This window comes from Pseudomonas sp. dw_612 (assembly GCF_018449725.1).
GTDB lineage: Bacteria > Pseudomonadota > Gammaproteobacteria > Pseudomonadales > Pseudomonadaceae > Aquipseudomonas.
Genome location: NZ_JAAVVC010000019.1, coordinates 14,446 through 29,458 on the forward strand (window position 1 = coordinate 14,446; position 15,013 = coordinate 29,458).

The 15,013-nt window shown below is 60.1% G+C and carries 13 protein-coding genes; 12 read left to right on the forward strand and 1 reads right to left on the reverse strand.

The genetic code is table 11. The features are described from left to right. Positions 1 to 156: 156 nt before the first annotated feature. Positions 157 to 768 carry a trimeric intracellular cation channel family protein gene (locus tag HB680_RS24095; protein ID WP_123402439.1) on the forward strand — a complete coding sequence of 204 codons (612 nt, stop codon included), beginning with the start codon at positions 157 to 159 and terminating at the stop codon, positions 766 to 768. Between the two features lie 90 nt (positions 769 to 858). On the opposite strand, the gene queG is transcribed toward HB680_RS24095, so the two are convergent. Then, positions 859 to 1,923 (reverse strand): tRNA epoxyqueuosine(34) reductase QueG, encoded by a 1,065-nt coding sequence (queG, locus tag HB680_RS24100; protein ID WP_213940949.1) that lies wholly within the window; start codon positions 1,921 to 1,923, stop codon positions 859 to 861. A gap of 63 nt (positions 1,924 to 1,986) precedes the next feature. Here queG and HB680_RS24105 point away from each other — a divergent pair, with 63 nt between their 5' ends. The 11 genes from HB680_RS24105 to HB680_RS24155 all read left to right on the forward strand — a co-directional run bounded on the left by HB680_RS24105 (position 1,987) and on the right by HB680_RS24155 (position 14,911). Beyond that, a complete protein-coding gene (locus HB680_RS24105; RefSeq protein WP_213940950.1) occupies positions 1,987 to 3,486 on the forward strand; it encodes an NAD(P)H-hydrate dehydratase in 1,500 nt (499 codons plus the stop codon). Beyond that, positions 3,474 to 3,944 (forward strand): tRNA (adenosine(37)-N6)-threonylcarbamoyltransferase complex ATPase subunit type 1 TsaE, encoded by a 471-nt coding sequence (gene tsaE, locus HB680_RS24110; RefSeq protein WP_213940951.1) that lies wholly within the window; start codon positions 3,474 to 3,476, stop codon positions 3,942 to 3,944. Before HB680_RS24105 ends, tsaE begins: the two co-directional genes overlap by 13 nt. Beyond that, positions 3,945 to 5,375: an N-acetylmuramoyl-L-alanine amidase gene (locus HB680_RS24115; RefSeq protein ID WP_276572271.1), complete on the forward strand. Its 1,431-nt coding sequence runs from the start codon at positions 3,945 to 3,947 to the stop codon at positions 5,373 to 5,375. Between the two features lie 8 nt (positions 5,376 to 5,383). After that, positions 5,384 to 7,282: a DNA mismatch repair endonuclease MutL gene (gene mutL, locus HB680_RS24120; protein WP_213941032.1), complete on the forward strand. Its 1,899-nt coding sequence runs from the start codon at positions 5,384 to 5,386 to the stop codon at positions 7,280 to 7,282. Then, positions 7,282 to 8,253: a tRNA (adenosine(37)-N6)-dimethylallyltransferase MiaA gene (gene miaA / locus HB680_RS24125; RefSeq protein WP_213940952.1), complete on the forward strand. Its 972-nt coding sequence runs from the start codon at positions 7,282 to 7,284 to the stop codon at positions 8,251 to 8,253. The genes mutL and miaA overlap by 1 nt, the downstream gene beginning before the upstream one ends. Positions 8,254 to 8,347: 94 nt before the next feature. Continuing rightward, positions 8,348 to 8,608, forward strand: a complete 261-nt coding sequence (gene hfq / locus HB680_RS24130; protein WP_007902656.1) for an RNA chaperone Hfq — start codon at positions 8,348 to 8,350, stop codon at positions 8,606 to 8,608. A gap of 12 nt (positions 8,609 to 8,620) precedes the next feature. Next, complete coding sequence (gene hflX, locus HB680_RS24135) at positions 8,621 to 9,922, forward strand: ribosome rescue GTPase HflX (RefSeq protein WP_213940953.1); 1,302 nt, start codon at positions 8,621 to 8,623, stop codon at positions 9,920 to 9,922. Positions 9,923 to 10,018: 96 nt separating this feature from the next. Next, positions 10,019 to 11,191: an FtsH protease activity modulator HflK gene (gene hflK / locus HB680_RS24140; RefSeq protein ID WP_213940954.1), complete on the forward strand. Its 1,173-nt coding sequence runs from the start codon at positions 10,019 to 10,021 to the stop codon at positions 11,189 to 11,191. Continuing rightward, positions 11,191 to 12,060 carry a protease modulator HflC gene (hflC, locus tag HB680_RS24145; RefSeq protein ID WP_213940955.1) on the forward strand — a complete coding sequence of 290 codons (870 nt, stop codon included), beginning with the start codon at positions 11,191 to 11,193 and terminating at the stop codon, positions 12,058 to 12,060. Before hflK ends, hflC begins: the two co-directional genes overlap by 1 nt. 316 nt (positions 12,061 to 12,376) lie before the next feature. After that, complete coding sequence (locus HB680_RS24150) at positions 12,377 to 13,564, forward strand: ATP phosphoribosyltransferase regulatory subunit (RefSeq protein ID WP_213940956.1); 1,188 nt, start codon at positions 12,377 to 12,379, stop codon at positions 13,562 to 13,564. A 54-nt stretch (positions 13,565 to 13,618) separates the two neighbouring features. Then, complete coding sequence (locus tag HB680_RS24155) at positions 13,619 to 14,911, forward strand: adenylosuccinate synthase (RefSeq protein WP_010464193.1); 1,293 nt, start codon at positions 13,619 to 13,621, stop codon at positions 14,909 to 14,911. Positions 14,912 to 15,013: the final 102 nt, after the last annotated feature.

The following is a 15,013-nucleotide window of genomic DNA, read 5'->3' on the forward strand; positions in this document are numbered from 1 at the left end:
ACGAGGCTGCGATCTTTTGATCTTGAAAAATCAACGTCAAAAGATCGCAGCCTCGTTTCACTCGACAGCTCCTACAAGGGCTCGCGTTACGGCTGCCCTCTTTTGGTGCCGCCCCGAAATGGCTAGACTGCGCGCCCTCCTGCCAGGACCGCCACCATGTTGCTGATGCTCTACCTGATCGCCATCACCGCCGAAGCCATGACCGGTGCCTTGTCTGCCGGCCGTCGCGGCATGGACTGGTTTGGCGTGGTGCTGATCGCCTGCGTCACGGCGCTGGGCGGCGGTTCGGTGCGCGACGTGTTGCTCGGCCACTACCCGCTGACCTGGGTCAAACACCCGGAATACCTGATCCTGACCTCCGTCGCGGCGATGTTCACAGTGTTCGCCGCGCGCTGGATGCGTCACTTGCGCTCGCTGTTCCTGGTGCTCGACGCCGTTGGCCTGGTGGCGTTCACCCTGATCGGCTGCATGACTGCGCTGGAAATGGGCCACGGCATGTTGGTGGCGTCGGTCAGTGGCGTGATCACTGGTGTTTTCGGCGGCATCCTGCGGGATATTTTCTGCAACGACATCCCGCTGATCTTCCGCCGCGAACTCTACGCCAGCGTCTCGTTTGCGGCGGCGTGGTGCTACATGCTCTGCATTTATCTGCAATTACCGGGGGAGCAGGCGATCTTGATCACCTTGTTTGGCGGGTTTTTGCTGCGGTTGCTGGCGATTCGGTTTCATTGGGAAATGCCGAAGTTTGTCTACAACGACGAAGCCTGAGTCTCCCTGTAGGAGCTGCCGAGTGAAACGAGGCTGCGATCTTTTGATCTTAAAAAATCAAGGTCAAAAGATCGCAGCCTTCGGCAGCTCCTACGCTAGACCGTGTTGCTTTAACGCCCATTCGACATGTTCGCGGACCAACTCCGACGGGTATTCCCTGCGCGCCTTCAACGCTTCCAACACCGGAATGCTCGACGGCGCATTACCCAGACCCACCGCGAGATTTCTCAACCAGCGCTCATACCCCGCCCGGCGTAACGGCGAACCCTCGGTACTGCTGAGAAACTTGTCCTCATCCCACATGAACAACTCGGCCAACTCAGCATTGTCCAGATTGTGCCGTGGCTTGAAGTCGCTTTCCCCGGACGGACGGGCGAAGCGGTTCCACGGGCAGACAATCTGGCAATCGTCGCAGCCGAACACCCGGTTGCCGATCAACGGTCGTAACTCTTCGGGAATCGCGCTTTTCAGTTCGATGGTCAGGTAGGAAATGCAGCGCCGGGCGTCCAGCACGTAAGGGCCGACGAAGGCATTGGTCGGGCAGATGTCCAGGCAGGCGGTGCAACGACCGCAGTGTTCGGTGCTGTGGGGCGGGTCTTCCGGCAGCGGCAGGTCGACAAACAGTTCACTGAGGAAGAAGTAACTGCCGGCCTTGCGATTCAAGACCAGGGTGTTTTTGCCGATCCATCCAAGACCGGCCTTTTCGGCGATGGCTTTTTCCAGCACCGGGGCGCTGTCGACAAAAGCACGGAAACCGAAGGGTCCGATCTCGGCCTGGATTTTATCGGCCAGTTGTTGCACACGTTTACGGATCAATTTGTGGTAATCGCGGCCCAAGGCATAGCGGGACACGTAGGCTTTTTCCGGTTGAGCGAGTAATTGCGCCATTTGCGTGTCGCCGGGCAGGTAGTCCATGCGCAGGGACACTACACGCAAAGTGCCGGGCACCAGTTCTTCCGGGTGCGAGCGTTTGCTGCCGTGGGCGCCCATGTAATCCATTTCGCCGTGGTAGCCGGCGGCGAGCCAGCGCTCCAGGTGCTGCTCATGCTCGGCGAGGTCCAGGCCGCTGATGCCGACTTGCTGAAAGCCCAGCTCGCGGCCCCAGTCCTTGATGGATTGGGCGAGGGCGGGCAGGTCTGTGGTAATAGCGGGCATGAGACGAGAGAAACCGGAGCTGAGGTGCGTATAATTCTGCCAGACATCGGAGCCCGAAGACGCATGCCGCACACTAAAGATGATTTACCCGACGCGCTGTATAGCGCCGCGCAAGTGCGAGGGCTCGATGCGAGCCTGATCGCGGCCGGAACAAAGGGCTTCGAATTGATGCACCGAGCGGCGCGGGCGACCTGGCGGGCGCTGGTCCGGCAATGGCCGACGGCTAACGAACTGACGGTGCTGGCCGGGCACGGCAACAATGCCGGCGACGGTTATCTGGTGGCGGTACTGGCCCGGCGTGCCGGTTGGCATGTGCGCATATTGGCCGTCGGTGATCCCCAACGTTTGCAGGGTGACGCGGCATTGGTCCACGCTGAAGCGGTGTCAGAAGGCGTCGCGGTTCAAGCCTGGAGCGCCCATTCCGAATTGCGCGGTGTCGTGCTCGATGCCTTGCTCGGCACTGGCCTGACGGGCGAAGTCCGTGAACCCTATGCCAGCGTCATTGCGGCAATCAATACCAGCGGTTTGCCGGTGGCGGCGGTGGATATTCCTTCGGGGCTGTGCGCCGATACCGGTCGTCTGCTGGGTGCGGCGGTTCGGGCGAACCTGACCGTGACCTTTATTGGCTTGAAGTTGGGTCTGTTCATTGGCGAAGCGGCGGATGTGGTGGGGGAGTTGGTCTTCAATGATCTGCAAGCTGATCCCGAGTCGTTTAGCGGGGCCGTTATCAGTGCCCGTCGTCTGACAGCCGGCAACTTGCCGCGTCTGGCGGCTCGGCCTCCAACTTCACATAAAGGTAAATTCGGCCACGTCCTGCTGATTGGCGGTGATCGTGGTTTTGGTGGCGCGATCCTGTTGAGCACGCAAAGTGCGCAGCGCAGCGGTGCCGGCATGGTGTCTGTGGCCACGCGCAGCGAACATGTGTCGGCCGCGTTGGCGAGAATCCCGGAAGCCATGGTGCTCGGTACTTCGTCGGCCAATCAGTTGATGGGTTTGTTGGAAAAAGTTTCCGTACTGGTGGTCGGTCCAGGCTTGGGGCAGGCGGCTTGGGGCAAAAGCTTGCTGTCCGCCGCAGCCCACGCGCCGCTGCCGCAAGTCTGGGATGCCGATGCATTGAACATGTTGGCCGAAGGGCAGGTGGGCTTGCCCAAGGATTGCATCATCACGCCGCATCCCGGCGAAGCGGCGCGATTGCTGGGGATCAGCACCGCCGAAGTGCAGGCTGATCGTCCCGCCGCCGCCCACGCGTTGAGCAAAAAATACACAGCTGTCGTGATTCTGAAAGGCGCCGGCAGCCTGATTGCCAACCCCGATGGGCGGTTATCGGTGTGTGATCAAGGCCATCCGGCGATGGCCACGGCCGGGTTGGGCGATGTGCTGGCCGGTCTGGTCGGTGCTTTGCTTGCCCAAGGCATGCAGGCGTTCGACGCGGCGTGCCTGGCGGTCTGGCTCCACGCCAATGCCGGCGCGCAACAAGGTAAATCGGGCCGTGGGCTGGCGGCCAGTGATCTGATCCCGGCCATTCGTCAGTTGTTGGAGGAGCAAGCACCGTGTCTGAAGTAACCCTGTACCTGGCTGATGAAGAGGCAATGACCGCGTTTGGCGCCCGCATTGCGCAAACCACCCAAGGGCACGGTCTGATCTTTCTCGAAGGTGATTTGGGGGCGGGGAAAACCACGTTGTCCCGGGGCATCATCCGTGGCCTGGGCCATGTGGGGGCGGTAAAAAGTCCGACCTTCACCTTGGTCGAGCCCTACGAGATCGGCGACATCCGCGCCTTCCATTTCGACCTCTATCGACTGGTCGACCCGGAAGAGTTGGAGTACCTCGGCATCCGCGATTACTTCGATGACGATGCTATGTGTTTGATTGAATGGCCCCAGAAGGGTGCAGGCTTTTTGCCAAAGCCCGACCTGACCATTACCATTAGCCCGCAAGACAGCGGGCGTTCGCTGAAAATTTTGTCCCAGGGCTCGCGTGGCGAGTCGTGGTGTGCCGCTTTGGCATTGGAATCCAATTAAATGATGGGGTCAGGTATGCGCTTTCGCGCGATGGTAGCTGCCGTAGGATTGTTGTTTTTGGCGGTGACCGTCGACGCTGTGGCCGAATCGAAGGTCAACAGCGTTCGCCTGTGGCGAGCTCCGGATAACACGCGACTGGTGTTCGACCTCACGGGGCCGGTGCAACACAGCGTTTTCACCCTGACTTCCCCGGATCGGCTGGTCATCGACATCAATGGCGCGAGCCTCGGTGCGCCGCTGAACGTCAACACGTCCAATACGCCGATTACCGCCATGCGTTCGGCCCAGCGCACGCCGACCGACCTGCGGGTGGTCATCGACCTGAAAAAAGCCGTCACGCCGAAAAGCTTCAGCCTGGCGCCGAACGCCCAGTACGGCAACCGCCTGGTGGTCGACCTGTTCGACAGCGCCGAAGCTGCCGCACCCATTCCGCCACCGCCGACCAACGTCGCGACCGTGGCCCCAGTGCCCGTCACGCCAATCGATCCGCCGGTAAAACTGCCACCGGCTCCGGCCGGCAAGCGCGACATCGTCGTAGTAATCGATGCCGGCCACGGCGGGGAAGACCCAGGAGCCTCGGGTTCTCGCGGTCAGCATGAGAAAGACGTGGTGTTGGCCATCGCCCGTGAATTGCAGCGTCAGGTCAACGGCATGAAAGGCTTCCGCGCCGAACTGACCCGCACCGGCGACTACTTCATTCCGCTGCGTGGCCGTACCGAAATCGCCCGCAAGAAGGGCGCCGACCTGTTCGTCTCGATCCACGCCGATGCAGCGCCTTCCGCGGCGGCTTTCGGTGCGTCGGTGTTTGCCTTGTCTGATCGCGGTGCTACGTCGGAAACTGCCCGTTGGCTGGCCGACAGCGAAAACCGTTCTGACTTGATCGGTGGTGCGGGCAGCGTCAGCCTAGACGACAAGGACCGCATGCTCGCCGGCGTGCTGCTTGACCTGTCGATGACCGCTTCCCTGACGTCCAGCTTGAACGTTGGCCAGAAAGTCCTGAGCAACATCAGTCGCGTCACGCCGCTGCACAAACAAAGGGTGGAGCAGGCGGGGTTCATGGTGTTGAAGTCGCCGGATATTCCGTCGATCCTGGTGGAAACCGGCTTCATCTCCAACTCCAACGAAGCCTCGAAGCTGTCGTCGGCGAACCACCAGCAGGCACTCGCGCGCTCCATTAGCGCCGGTGTTCGCCAGTTCTTCCAGCAGAACCCGCCGCCGGGCACCTACATCGCCTGGCTGCGTGATTCCGGCAAGATCGCCCAAGGCCCACGCGACCATCGCGTGAGCCCGGGCGAGACGCTGGCGATGATTGCCGTGCGTTATCAGGTGTCCCCGGCGACCCTGCGCAGCGCTAATAATCTGAAAAGCGACGAGCTGAAAATCGGTCAGACCCTGACCATTCCCGGCACTGAACTGGCGGCCAAAGAATGAACCAGGCGCTGACCCAAACCGCTCGTATCGAGCTGCTCAGCCCACGACTGGCGAACCAGATTGCCGCCGGTGAGGTGGTCGAGCGCCCGGCCTCGGTGATCAAGGAGTTGCTGGAAAACAGCCTCGACTCCGGTGCCAAACGCATCGATGTTGACGTGGAGCAGGGCGGCGTCAAGCTGCTGCGGGTGCGCGACGACGGCAGCGGTATTTCTGCCGATGACCTGCCGCTGGCCCTGGCACGACACGCCACCAGCAAAATTCGTAACCTCGAAGACCTTGAGCAGGTGATGAGCCTCGGTTTTCGCGGTGAGGCTTTGGCCTCGATCAGCTCCGTGGCGCGCCTGACCCTGACGTCCCGCACCAAGGATGCCGATCAGGCCTGGCAGGTCGAAACCGAAGGCCGGGACATGGCGCCTCGCGTGCAACCGGCCGCCCATCCGGTGGGCACCTCGGTGGAAGTGCGCGACCTGTTCTTCAACACCCCGGCCCGACGCAAGTTTCTCAAGACCGAAAAAACCGAGTTCGATCACCTGCAAGAAGTGATCAAGCGCCTGGCTCTGGCGCGATTCGACGTGGCGTTCCATTTACGCCACAACGGCAAGACCATCCTTAGTCTGCACGAAGCCCACGATGACGCGGCCCGCGCCCGGCGTGTGGCGGCGATCTGTGGCTCGGGTTTCCTGGAGCAGGCGCTGCCGATCGAAATCGAGCGCAATGGCCTGCATTTGTGGGGTTGGGTCGGGTTGCCGACGTTCAACCGCAGTCAGGCGGACTTGCAGTATTTCTTTGTGAATGGCCGCGCAGTACGCGACAAACTGGTGGCCCACGCGGTGCGCCAGGCCTATCGCGACGTGTTGTTCAATGGCCGGCATCCGACGTTCGTGCTGTTTTTCGAGGTCGATCCGGCGGGCGTTGACGTCAATGTGCACCCGACCAAGCACGAAGTGCGTTTCCGTGACGGGCGCATGGTTCATGATTTCCTCTATGGCACCTTGCACCGCGCCTTGGGCGATGTGCGACCGGAAGATCACCTGGCGGCGCCGGTTGCGACGGCCATCGTGCGGCCGACCGGGCTCGACGCCGGTGAATTCGGTCCCCAGGGCGAAATGCGCCTGGCGGCCAATGCGTTGCTGGAACAGCCTCAAGCGCAACCGTCCTTTAATACGCCGGCGGGCTCGGGCGCTGGCGCCGGTTATCAGTATCAATACACGCCGAAGCCTCAGTCCGGCGTACCGGTGGCGGAAGCCCAGGCGGCGTATCGCGAGTTTTTCAAACCGTTGGCTGAAGCCAATGCGGTTGCGCTGCCGGCCGGGCAGGATGACATTCCGCCACTGGGTTATGCGCTGGCACAACTGAAGGGCATCTACATCCTTTCGGAAAACGCCCAAGGCCTGGTGCTGGTGGACATGCACGCCGCGCACGAGCGGATCATGTATGAACGCCTGAAAGTCGCGATGGCCAGCGAAGGCCTGAGCGGCCAGCCGCTGCTGGTGCCGGAGTCCCTGGCCGTGAGCCAGCGCGAAGCCGATTGCGCCGAAGAGAACGTCGCGTGGTTCCAGCGTCTTGGCTTTGAATTGCAACGTCTTGGCCCGGAAACGTTGGCGATCCGGCAGATTCCGGCGTTGCTCAAGCAGGCGGAAGCCAACCGGTTGGTCAGCGACGTGCTGGCGGACCTGATGGAATACGGCACCAGCGACCGGATTCAGGCACACCTGAACGAATTGCTCGGCACCATGGCCTGTCACGGCGCGATCCGGGCCAACCGGCGCTTGGCCCTGCCGGAAATGAACGGCCTGCTGCGGGACATGGAAAACACCGAACGCAGCGGTCAATGCAACCATGGCCGACCGACCTGGACCCAATTGGGGCTGGACGATCTGGACAAACTGTTCTTGCGCGGTCGTTGATGAGCCAGCTCCCTCCAGCGATTTTCCTGATGGGCCCGACCGCTGCGGGCAAGACTGACCTGGCCATCGAACTGACCAAAGTCCTGCCGTGCGAGCTGATCAGTGTCGATTCTGCGCTGGTCTACCGTGGCATGGACATCGGCACGGCTAAACCCTCAAAAGAGGTTTTGGCCGAGTTTCCGCACCGTTTGATCGATATTCTTGATCCCGCCGAGCACTATTCGGCAGCAGATTTTCGTCGTGATGCCCTTGAGGCGATGGCCGAGATCACTTCTCGTGGAAAAATCCCGCTGCTTGTAGGCGGCACGATGCTCTACTACAAGGCTTTGGTCGAAGGGCTGGCAGAAATGCCCGCCGCCGATCCCGAGGTTCGCGCGCAGATTGAAGAAGAGGCTGAACGCCTTGGCTGGCAAGCCCTGCACGACCAATTGGCGGTAATTGATCCAGTGTCGGCGGCGCGAATTCACCCGAACGATCCCCAACGTCTGAGTCGAGCGCTGGAAGTTTACCGTGTGAGCGGTCAGAGCATGACCGAGCTGCGGCGGAGACAATCTGCGCAAAGTACTGAAGCAGCCGCTTCGGGACTGCAACAATTGCCCTATACTGTCGCGAACTTGGCCATCGCTCCGGCAAATCGCCAGGTGCTGCATGAGCGCATTAAACAAAGATTCACAAATATGTTGGAACAGGGATTCATCGACGAGGTCGTAGCCCTGCGTAAGAGAAGTGACCTGCATTCAGGGTTGCCGTCCATACGCGCTGTAGGGTACCGACAAGTCTGGGATTACCTGGATGGCAAGCTGACGCAAGCCGAGATGCAGGAGCGTGGAATCATTGCCACGCGCCAATTGGCAAAGCGCCAGTTCACCTGGCTACGCAGTTGGGCTGATTTACACTGGCTGGACAGCCTTGATTGCGACAATCTGCCGCGCGCCTTGAAATACCTCGGGACCATCTCCATATTGAGCTGAGTCCTTGCAATTGCCGTCTATCCTTGGGGGTGTGACGGCCCAAGCCATCTGAATTACCTATTTTTTATATTGAATCCTTAAAGGAGTGCGGCACATGTCAAAAGGGCATTCGCTACAAGACCCTTACTTGAATACTTTACGTAAAGAGAAAGTTGGGGTGTCCATCTACCTGGTCAACGGGATCAAACTGCAAGGCACGATCGAGTCTTTCGACCAGTTCGTTATCCTGCTGAAAAACACCGTCAGCCAGATGGTTTACAAACACGCTATCTCGACAGTGGTACCGGTTCGTCCAATTCGTCTGCCTAGCGCAACCGAATCCGAAGCAGGTGACGCTGAGCCAGGTAACGCCTGATAGGAGTCTCCTTTGTTCTTTGAGCGCCACGGTGGTGGTGAGCGAGTGATCCTCGTTCACTTGGATGGACAGGACCCTGAGGCGCGCGAAGATCCGCAGGAGTTTCAGGAATTGGCTAATTCGGCTGGCGCCGAGACCGTTGCGTTTTTTAACGTGCCGCGTCATCGGCCAACCGCCAAATTCCTGATTGGCAGTGGCAAGGTCGAGGAGTTGCGCGACCTGGTCCATGCTGAAAAGGCCGATCTGGTCATCTTCAATCACATCCTCACGCCCAGTCAGGAACGTAACCTCGAACGTGTTTTCGAGTGTCGCGTGATCGACCGTACCGGTCTGATTCTCGATATTTTCGCCCAACGCGCCCGTACCCATGAAGGCAAGCTCCAGGTAGAACTGGCCCAGCTTGACCACATGAGCACCCGGCTGGTTCGTGGCTGGACCCACCTTGAGCGTCAGGGTGGCGGTATCGGCATGCGTGGCCCGGGTGAAACCCAGCTGGAGACCGACCGCCGTTTGCTGCGGGTTCGCCTGCGACAGATCAAGGGCCGGCTGGAAAAAGTGCGCAGTCAGCGCGAACAGTCGCGACGCGGCCGTTCGCGTGCGGATATTCCTACCGTGTCCCTGGTGGGATATACCAACGCCGGCAAATCCACGCTCTTCAATAACGTGACGAAATCCGACGTGTACGCGGCTGACCAGTTGTTTGCCACGCTGGACCCGACCTTGCGCCGTCTGGAACTGGACGACCTGGGGCCGATTGTCCTGGCCGACACGGTGGGTTTCATACGCCACTTGCCCCACAAACTGGTTGAGGCATTTCGGTCTACGCTCGAAGAGTCAAGCAACTCGGACCTGCTGTTGCACGTGATCGATGCGGCCGAACCGGATCGCATGTTGCAGATTGAGCAGGTGATGGTGGTGCTGGGCGAGATCGGTGCCCAGGACTTGCCGATCCTCGAGGTCTATAACAAACTCGATTTGCTTGAAGGCGTTGAGCCACAAATCCAGCGTGACGAAAACGGCAAGCCCCAGCGGGTCTGGCTGTCGGCGCGTGATGGCAGTGGTCTGGAATTACTTGAGCAAGCCATTGCCGAGTTGCTGGGCAGTGAATTGTTTATTGGCACCTTGCGCTTGCCGCAACGTTTTGCTCGACTGCGTGCGCAGTTTTTCGAACTCGGTGCGGTGCAGAAAGAAGAACACGACGAAGAAGGCATCAGCCTGCTGGCCGTTCGCTTGCCGCGGGTCGAGTTGAATCGACTGGTGAGCCGCGAAGGCCTGCAACCGATGGACTTCATCGAACAACACACTTTGCAATAAAAGCCTGAGAAAGCGGTTGTGCCGTGGTGACAGGCATTCTGTAGCATTGGTCGGCGCGCCGTGGGTGCGTCTTTGCTTTATCAGATGGAGAGCGCTATGGCTTGGAATGAGCCGGGTGGCAACTCGAATAATCAGGACCCTTGGGGTGGCAAGCGCCGCAATAACGGCGACCGCAAGGGACCACCGGATCTCGACGAGGCCTTCCGAAAGCTGCAGGAAAGCCTGAACGGGTTGTTCGGTGGTGGTAAGAAACGCGGTGACGACGGCGGTGGTTCGGGCAAGAGTGGCGGCTTCGGCGGCCTGCTCGGTATCGGCCTGGTCGTGCTCGCTGCCGTGTGGCTGTACAGCGCGGTCTACGTGGTCGACGAGCAGGAGCAAGCCGTGGTGCTGCGCTTCGGCAAGTACTACGAAACGGTTGGCCCGGGCCTGAACATCTACTTCCCGCCGATCGATAAAAAGTACATGGAAAACGTCACGCGTGAGCGTGCCTATACCAAGCAGGGCCAGATGCTGACTGAAGACGAGAACATCGTCGAAGTGCCGCTGACCGTGCAGTACAAGATCAGCAACTTGCAGGATTTCGTGCTGAACGTTGATCAGCCGGAAATCAGCCTGCAACACGCGACCGACAGCGCTTTGCGCCATGTGGTGGGTTCTACCGCCATGGACCAGGTCTTGACCGAAGGTCGTGAGTTGATGGCCAGCGAAATCAAGGAGCGTCTGCAACGCTTCCTCGATACCTATCGCACCGGTATCACCGTTACCCAGGTCAACGTTCAGAGCGCAGCTGCACCGCGTGAAGTCCAGGAAGCCTTCGATGACGTGATCCGTGCCCGTGAAGACGAGCAGCGTTCGCGCAACCAGGCTGAAACCTACGCCAACGGCGTCGTGCCGGAAGCCCGTGGTCAGGCCCAGCGCATCCTTGAAGACGCCAACGGCTACCGTGACGAAACGGTATCGCGCGCCAAGGGTGAAGCTGATCGCTTCACCAAACTGGTCGCCGAGTACCGCAAGGCCCCTGAAGTCACCCGTGAGCGTCTGTACCTGGACACCATGCAGGAAGTCTTCACCAACACCAGCAAGGTTCTCGTGACCGGCAACAAGAATGGCCAGAGCAATCTGCTGTACTTGCCGCTGGACAAGATGATCGACAGTGGCCGCAGCACCGGCGCACCGGTAACGGGCGCGGCAGCCAGCAGCAATGAAGCGAATGCGCGTGCCGCAGCTGATCTGCAGCAACAGCAAGCACGTACCAGGGAGAGTCGCTGATGAGCAATAAATCGCTGATCGCCCTTATTGTCGGCGTCGTCGTGGCCATCGCAGCCTGGAACTGCTTCTACATCGTGGGTCAGACCGAGCGTGCGGTAATGCTGCAATTCGGTCGTGTGGTCCAGACTGATGTTCAGCCGGGCCTGCATGTGAAAGTGCCTTACGTTAACCAGGTGCGCAAATTCGACGCACGCCTGATGACGCTGGATGCACCGACACAACGCTTCCTGACGCTGGAAAAGAAAGCCGTCATGGTCGATGCCTACGCCAAGTGGCGCGTGAAAGATGCCGAGCGCTTCTACACCGCAACTTCCGGCCTCAAGCAGATTGCCGACGAGCGTCTGTCCCGTCGTCTGGAATCGGGCCTGCGTGACCAGTTCGGTAAGCGCACCCTGCACGAAGTGGTTTCCGGTGAACGTGACGCGTTGATGGCGGACATCACCGCATCGCTGAACAAGATGGCGGAAAAAGAGCTGGGCATCGAAGTGGTCGATGTTCGGGTCAAGGCCATCGACTTGCCGAAAGAAGTGAACCGCAGTGTGTTCGAACGTATGAGCACCGAGCGTGAGCGTGAAGCTCGTGAGCACCGCGCCAAGGGTAACGAGCTGGCTGAAGGCATCCGTGCCGACGCCGATCGTCAACGCCGCGTGTTGCTGGCCGAAGCCTATCGTGAATCCGAAGAGGTTCGCGGTGATGGTGATGCCCAGGCCGCTGCGATCTATTCCAAGGCCTACGGCCAGGATCAGGAGTTCTACGCGTTCTACCGTAGCCTGCGTGCCTACCGTGAAAGCTTCGCGAACAAAACCGACGTCATGGTCCTGGACCCAGGCAGCGACTTCTTCCGTTACCTGGAAAAAGCCAAGCCTTGATACCGCGTTGACCTGAATCGTCTCCCCGCCCGGCGGCTAAAACCTCGGGCGGGGTGATCCTTTGGGAAAACGTGTGTATGATGCGGCAGCCGGGAAATTCCCGGCTTTTTTGCGTCTGCACGTTTGATTGTGCTTTTCAGGCAGGCGTCCGAGTTGAATGACTCGACAGGTTTTTCGAGGAAAGTGATTGGCGAAGCCGGTTTCAGGCTTTTTGCCACGTCGTCCATGCGCGTGCTTTGCGCATGGACAGGGCATTTTCTGCTTCACTCAAGGCTTGCCCAACGGCTGGCCGCCCGGATCATAGGGGAATGGCGTAATGGCAACGGTAGACCGCTGGCTGCTGCCAGATGGCATCGAAGAAGTACTGCCACCGGAGGCAGCGCGCATTGAAGTAGCGCGCCGCCAGGTGTTGGATCTGTTCCAGAGCTGGGGTTACGAGTTTGTCGTGACTCCCCATATCGAGTACCTGGAATCCCTGCTGACCGGCGCGGGCCAGGACCTGGATCTGCGTACCTTCAAGGTCATCGACCCGCAATCGGGCCGGCAGATGGGTTTCCGTGCCGACATCACACCGCAAGTGGCGCGCATCGATGCGCACACCCTGCGTCGCGAAGGTCCGAGCCGTCTGTGTTATGCCGGCAGCGTGCTGCATGCTCAGCCGCGGGCCTTGTCGTCTTCCCGTAGCCCGATCCAGTTGGGCGCCGAGTTGTATGGCGATGCCAGCCCGAGCAGCGACGTCGAAGTCATCAGCCTGATGCTTGCCATGCTGCAACTGGCCGATGTGCCGGACGTGCACATGGATCTCGGTCACGTTGGCATCTATCGCGGTCTGGCTCGCGCCGCCGGTTTGTCCGGTGAAGTCGAGCAACAGTTGTTCGATGCATTGCAACGTAAGGCCATCGACGAGGTCATTACCTTGACCGAAGGCTTGCCTACCGATCTGTCGGGCATGCTGCGAGCGTTGGTCGACTTGTGTGGCGGTCCTGAAGTGTTGAGCGCTGCCCGTGAGCGTCTGGCCAATGCGCCGGCGCCGGTACTGGCGGCACTGGAAGACTTGCTGGCGATTGCCGACCGGCTGTCCACGCGTTTCCCGGAATTACCGCTTTACTTCGATCTGGGCGAGTTGCGCGGCTACCACTACCACACCGGTGTGGTGTTCGCGGTGTTCGTACCGGGTGTTGGCCAGTCCATTGCCCAGGGCGGTCGTTATGACGACATCGGCGCCGACTTCGGTCGTGCCCGTCCGGCAACCGGCTTCTCCACCGATTTGAAAACCCTGGTGACCCTGGGGCGTGCTGAGATCGAGTTACCGTCTGGCGGTATCTGGATGCCTGACAGTACGGATGCGGCACTCTGGCAGCAGGTTTGCCAGTTGCGCAGTGAGGGTCAGCGTGTCGTTCAGGCGTTGCCTGGGCAACCATTGGCCGCCGCCCGTGAAGCGGACTGCGACCGGCAATTGATTCAGCAGAACGGGCTTTGGCAAGTATTGCCGCTGGCTTCTTGAGTTTTCCTGCCGGCGGCTGCCGGCACCAAGTTTGCGCGAATGAGGACAAGTGTTATGGGTAAGAATGTCGTAGTCCTGGGCACCCAATGGGGTGATGAGGGCAAAGGCAAGATCGTTGATCTGCTGACCGAACATGCTGCCGCCGTAGTGCGCTACCAAGGTGGCCACAACGCGGGTCACACCTTGGTGATCGACGGCGAAAAAACCGTTTTGCACCTGATCCCGTCGGGCGTGCTGCGCGAAGGCGTGCAGTGCCTGATCGGCAACGGCGTGGTGGTTGCACCGGACGCTCTGCTGCGCGAGATCATCAAGCTGGAAGAGAAAGGTGTACCGGTGCGCGAGCGCCTGCGTATCAGCCCTTCCTGCCCGCTGATTCTGTCCTACCACGTAGCGCTGGACCAGGCGCGTGAAAAGGCCCGTGGCGAGCTGAAGATCGGCACGACCGGTCGCGGTATCGGCCCGGCTTACGAAGATAAAGTTGCCCGTCGCGGTCTGCGCATCGGTGACCTGTTCCACCGTGAGCGTTTCGCCGCCAAGCTGGGTGAGTTGCTGGACTACCACAACTTCGTCCTGGTCAATTACTACAAAGAGCCAGCGATCGATTTCCAGAAGACACTCGACGAGTGCATGGAATACGCCGAGCTGCTCAAGCCGATGATGCTCGACGTCACCGCTGAGCTGCACGAGCTGCGTCGCGCTGGCAAAGACATCATGTTCGAAGGCGCTCAAGGCTCCCTGCTGGACATCGACCACGGCACTTACCCGTACGTCACCAGCTCCAACACCACCGCGGGCGGCATCGCCACCGGTTCGGGTTTCGGTCCGATGTACCTGGATTACATCCTCGGCATCACCAAGGCCTACACCACTCGCGTCGGTTCGGGTCCGTTCCCGACTGAGCTGTTCGACGACGTTGGCGCGTTCCTGGCCAAGCGTGGCCACGAGTTTGGCGCTACCACCGGCCGTGCCCGCCGTTGCGGCTGGTTCGATGCCGTCATCCTGCGTCGCGCTATCGACGTCAACAGCATTTCGGGCCTGTGCCTGACCAAGCTGGACGTGCTGGATGGCCTGGAAACCATCAACATCTGTGTTGGCTACAAGAACCAGGATGGTGCAGTGATCGACGCACCGACCGACGCCGACAGCTACATCGGCCTCGAGCCCGTGTACGAAGAGATGCCAGGCTGGACCGAATCCACCGTCGGTGCCAAGACCCTGGAAGAGCTGCCGCAAGCCGCTCGCAACTACATCAAACGTGTTGAAGAGTTGGTCGGTGCGCCGATTGACATTATTTCGACGGGCCCGGACCGCAACGAAACCATCGTTCTGCGTCATCCGTTCGCTTAATAAGTCGTTGATGTAAAACACAAAGGCCCCTTAATCGGGGCCTTTGTCGTTTATGCCTGTTGGACGGCACGACCCTTGCTGTGATTATCCCTTCTGGCGTGC

What these genes read in the sequence shown, in the direction of transcription:
- hflK (WP_213940954.1), top strand. Translation starts at nt 10,019, where the DNA reads ATGGCTTGGAATGAGCCGGGTGGCAACTCGAATAATCAGGACCCTTGG.
- HB680_RS24105 (WP_213940950.1), top strand. Translation starts at nt 1,987, where the DNA reads ATGCCGCACACTAAAGATGATTTACCCGACGCGCTGTATAGCGCCGCG.
- queG (WP_213940949.1), bottom strand. Translation starts at nt 1,923, where the DNA reads ATGCCCGCTATTACCACAGACCTGCCCGCCCTCGCCCAATCCATCAAG.
- miaA (WP_213940952.1), top strand. Translation starts at nt 7,282, where the DNA reads ATGAGCCAGCTCCCTCCAGCGATTTTCCTGATGGGCCCGACCGCTGCG.
- hflC (WP_213940955.1), top strand. Translation starts at nt 11,191, where the DNA reads ATGAGCAATAAATCGCTGATCGCCCTTATTGTCGGCGTCGTCGTGGCC.
- HB680_RS24150 (WP_213940956.1), top strand. Translation starts at nt 12,377, where the DNA reads ATGGCAACGGTAGACCGCTGGCTGCTGCCAGATGGCATCGAAGAAGTA.
- HB680_RS24095 (WP_123402439.1), top strand. Translation starts at nt 157, where the DNA reads ATGTTGCTGATGCTCTACCTGATCGCCATCACCGCCGAAGCCATGACC.
- HB680_RS24115 (WP_276572271.1), top strand. Translation starts at nt 3,945, where the DNA reads ATGATGGGGTCAGGTATGCGCTTTCGCGCGATGGTAGCTGCCGTAGGA.
- HB680_RS24155 (WP_010464193.1), top strand. Translation starts at nt 13,619, where the DNA reads ATGGGTAAGAATGTCGTAGTCCTGGGCACCCAATGGGGTGATGAGGGC.
- hfq (WP_007902656.1), top strand. Translation starts at nt 8,348, where the DNA reads ATGTCAAAAGGGCATTCGCTACAAGACCCTTACTTGAATACTTTACGT.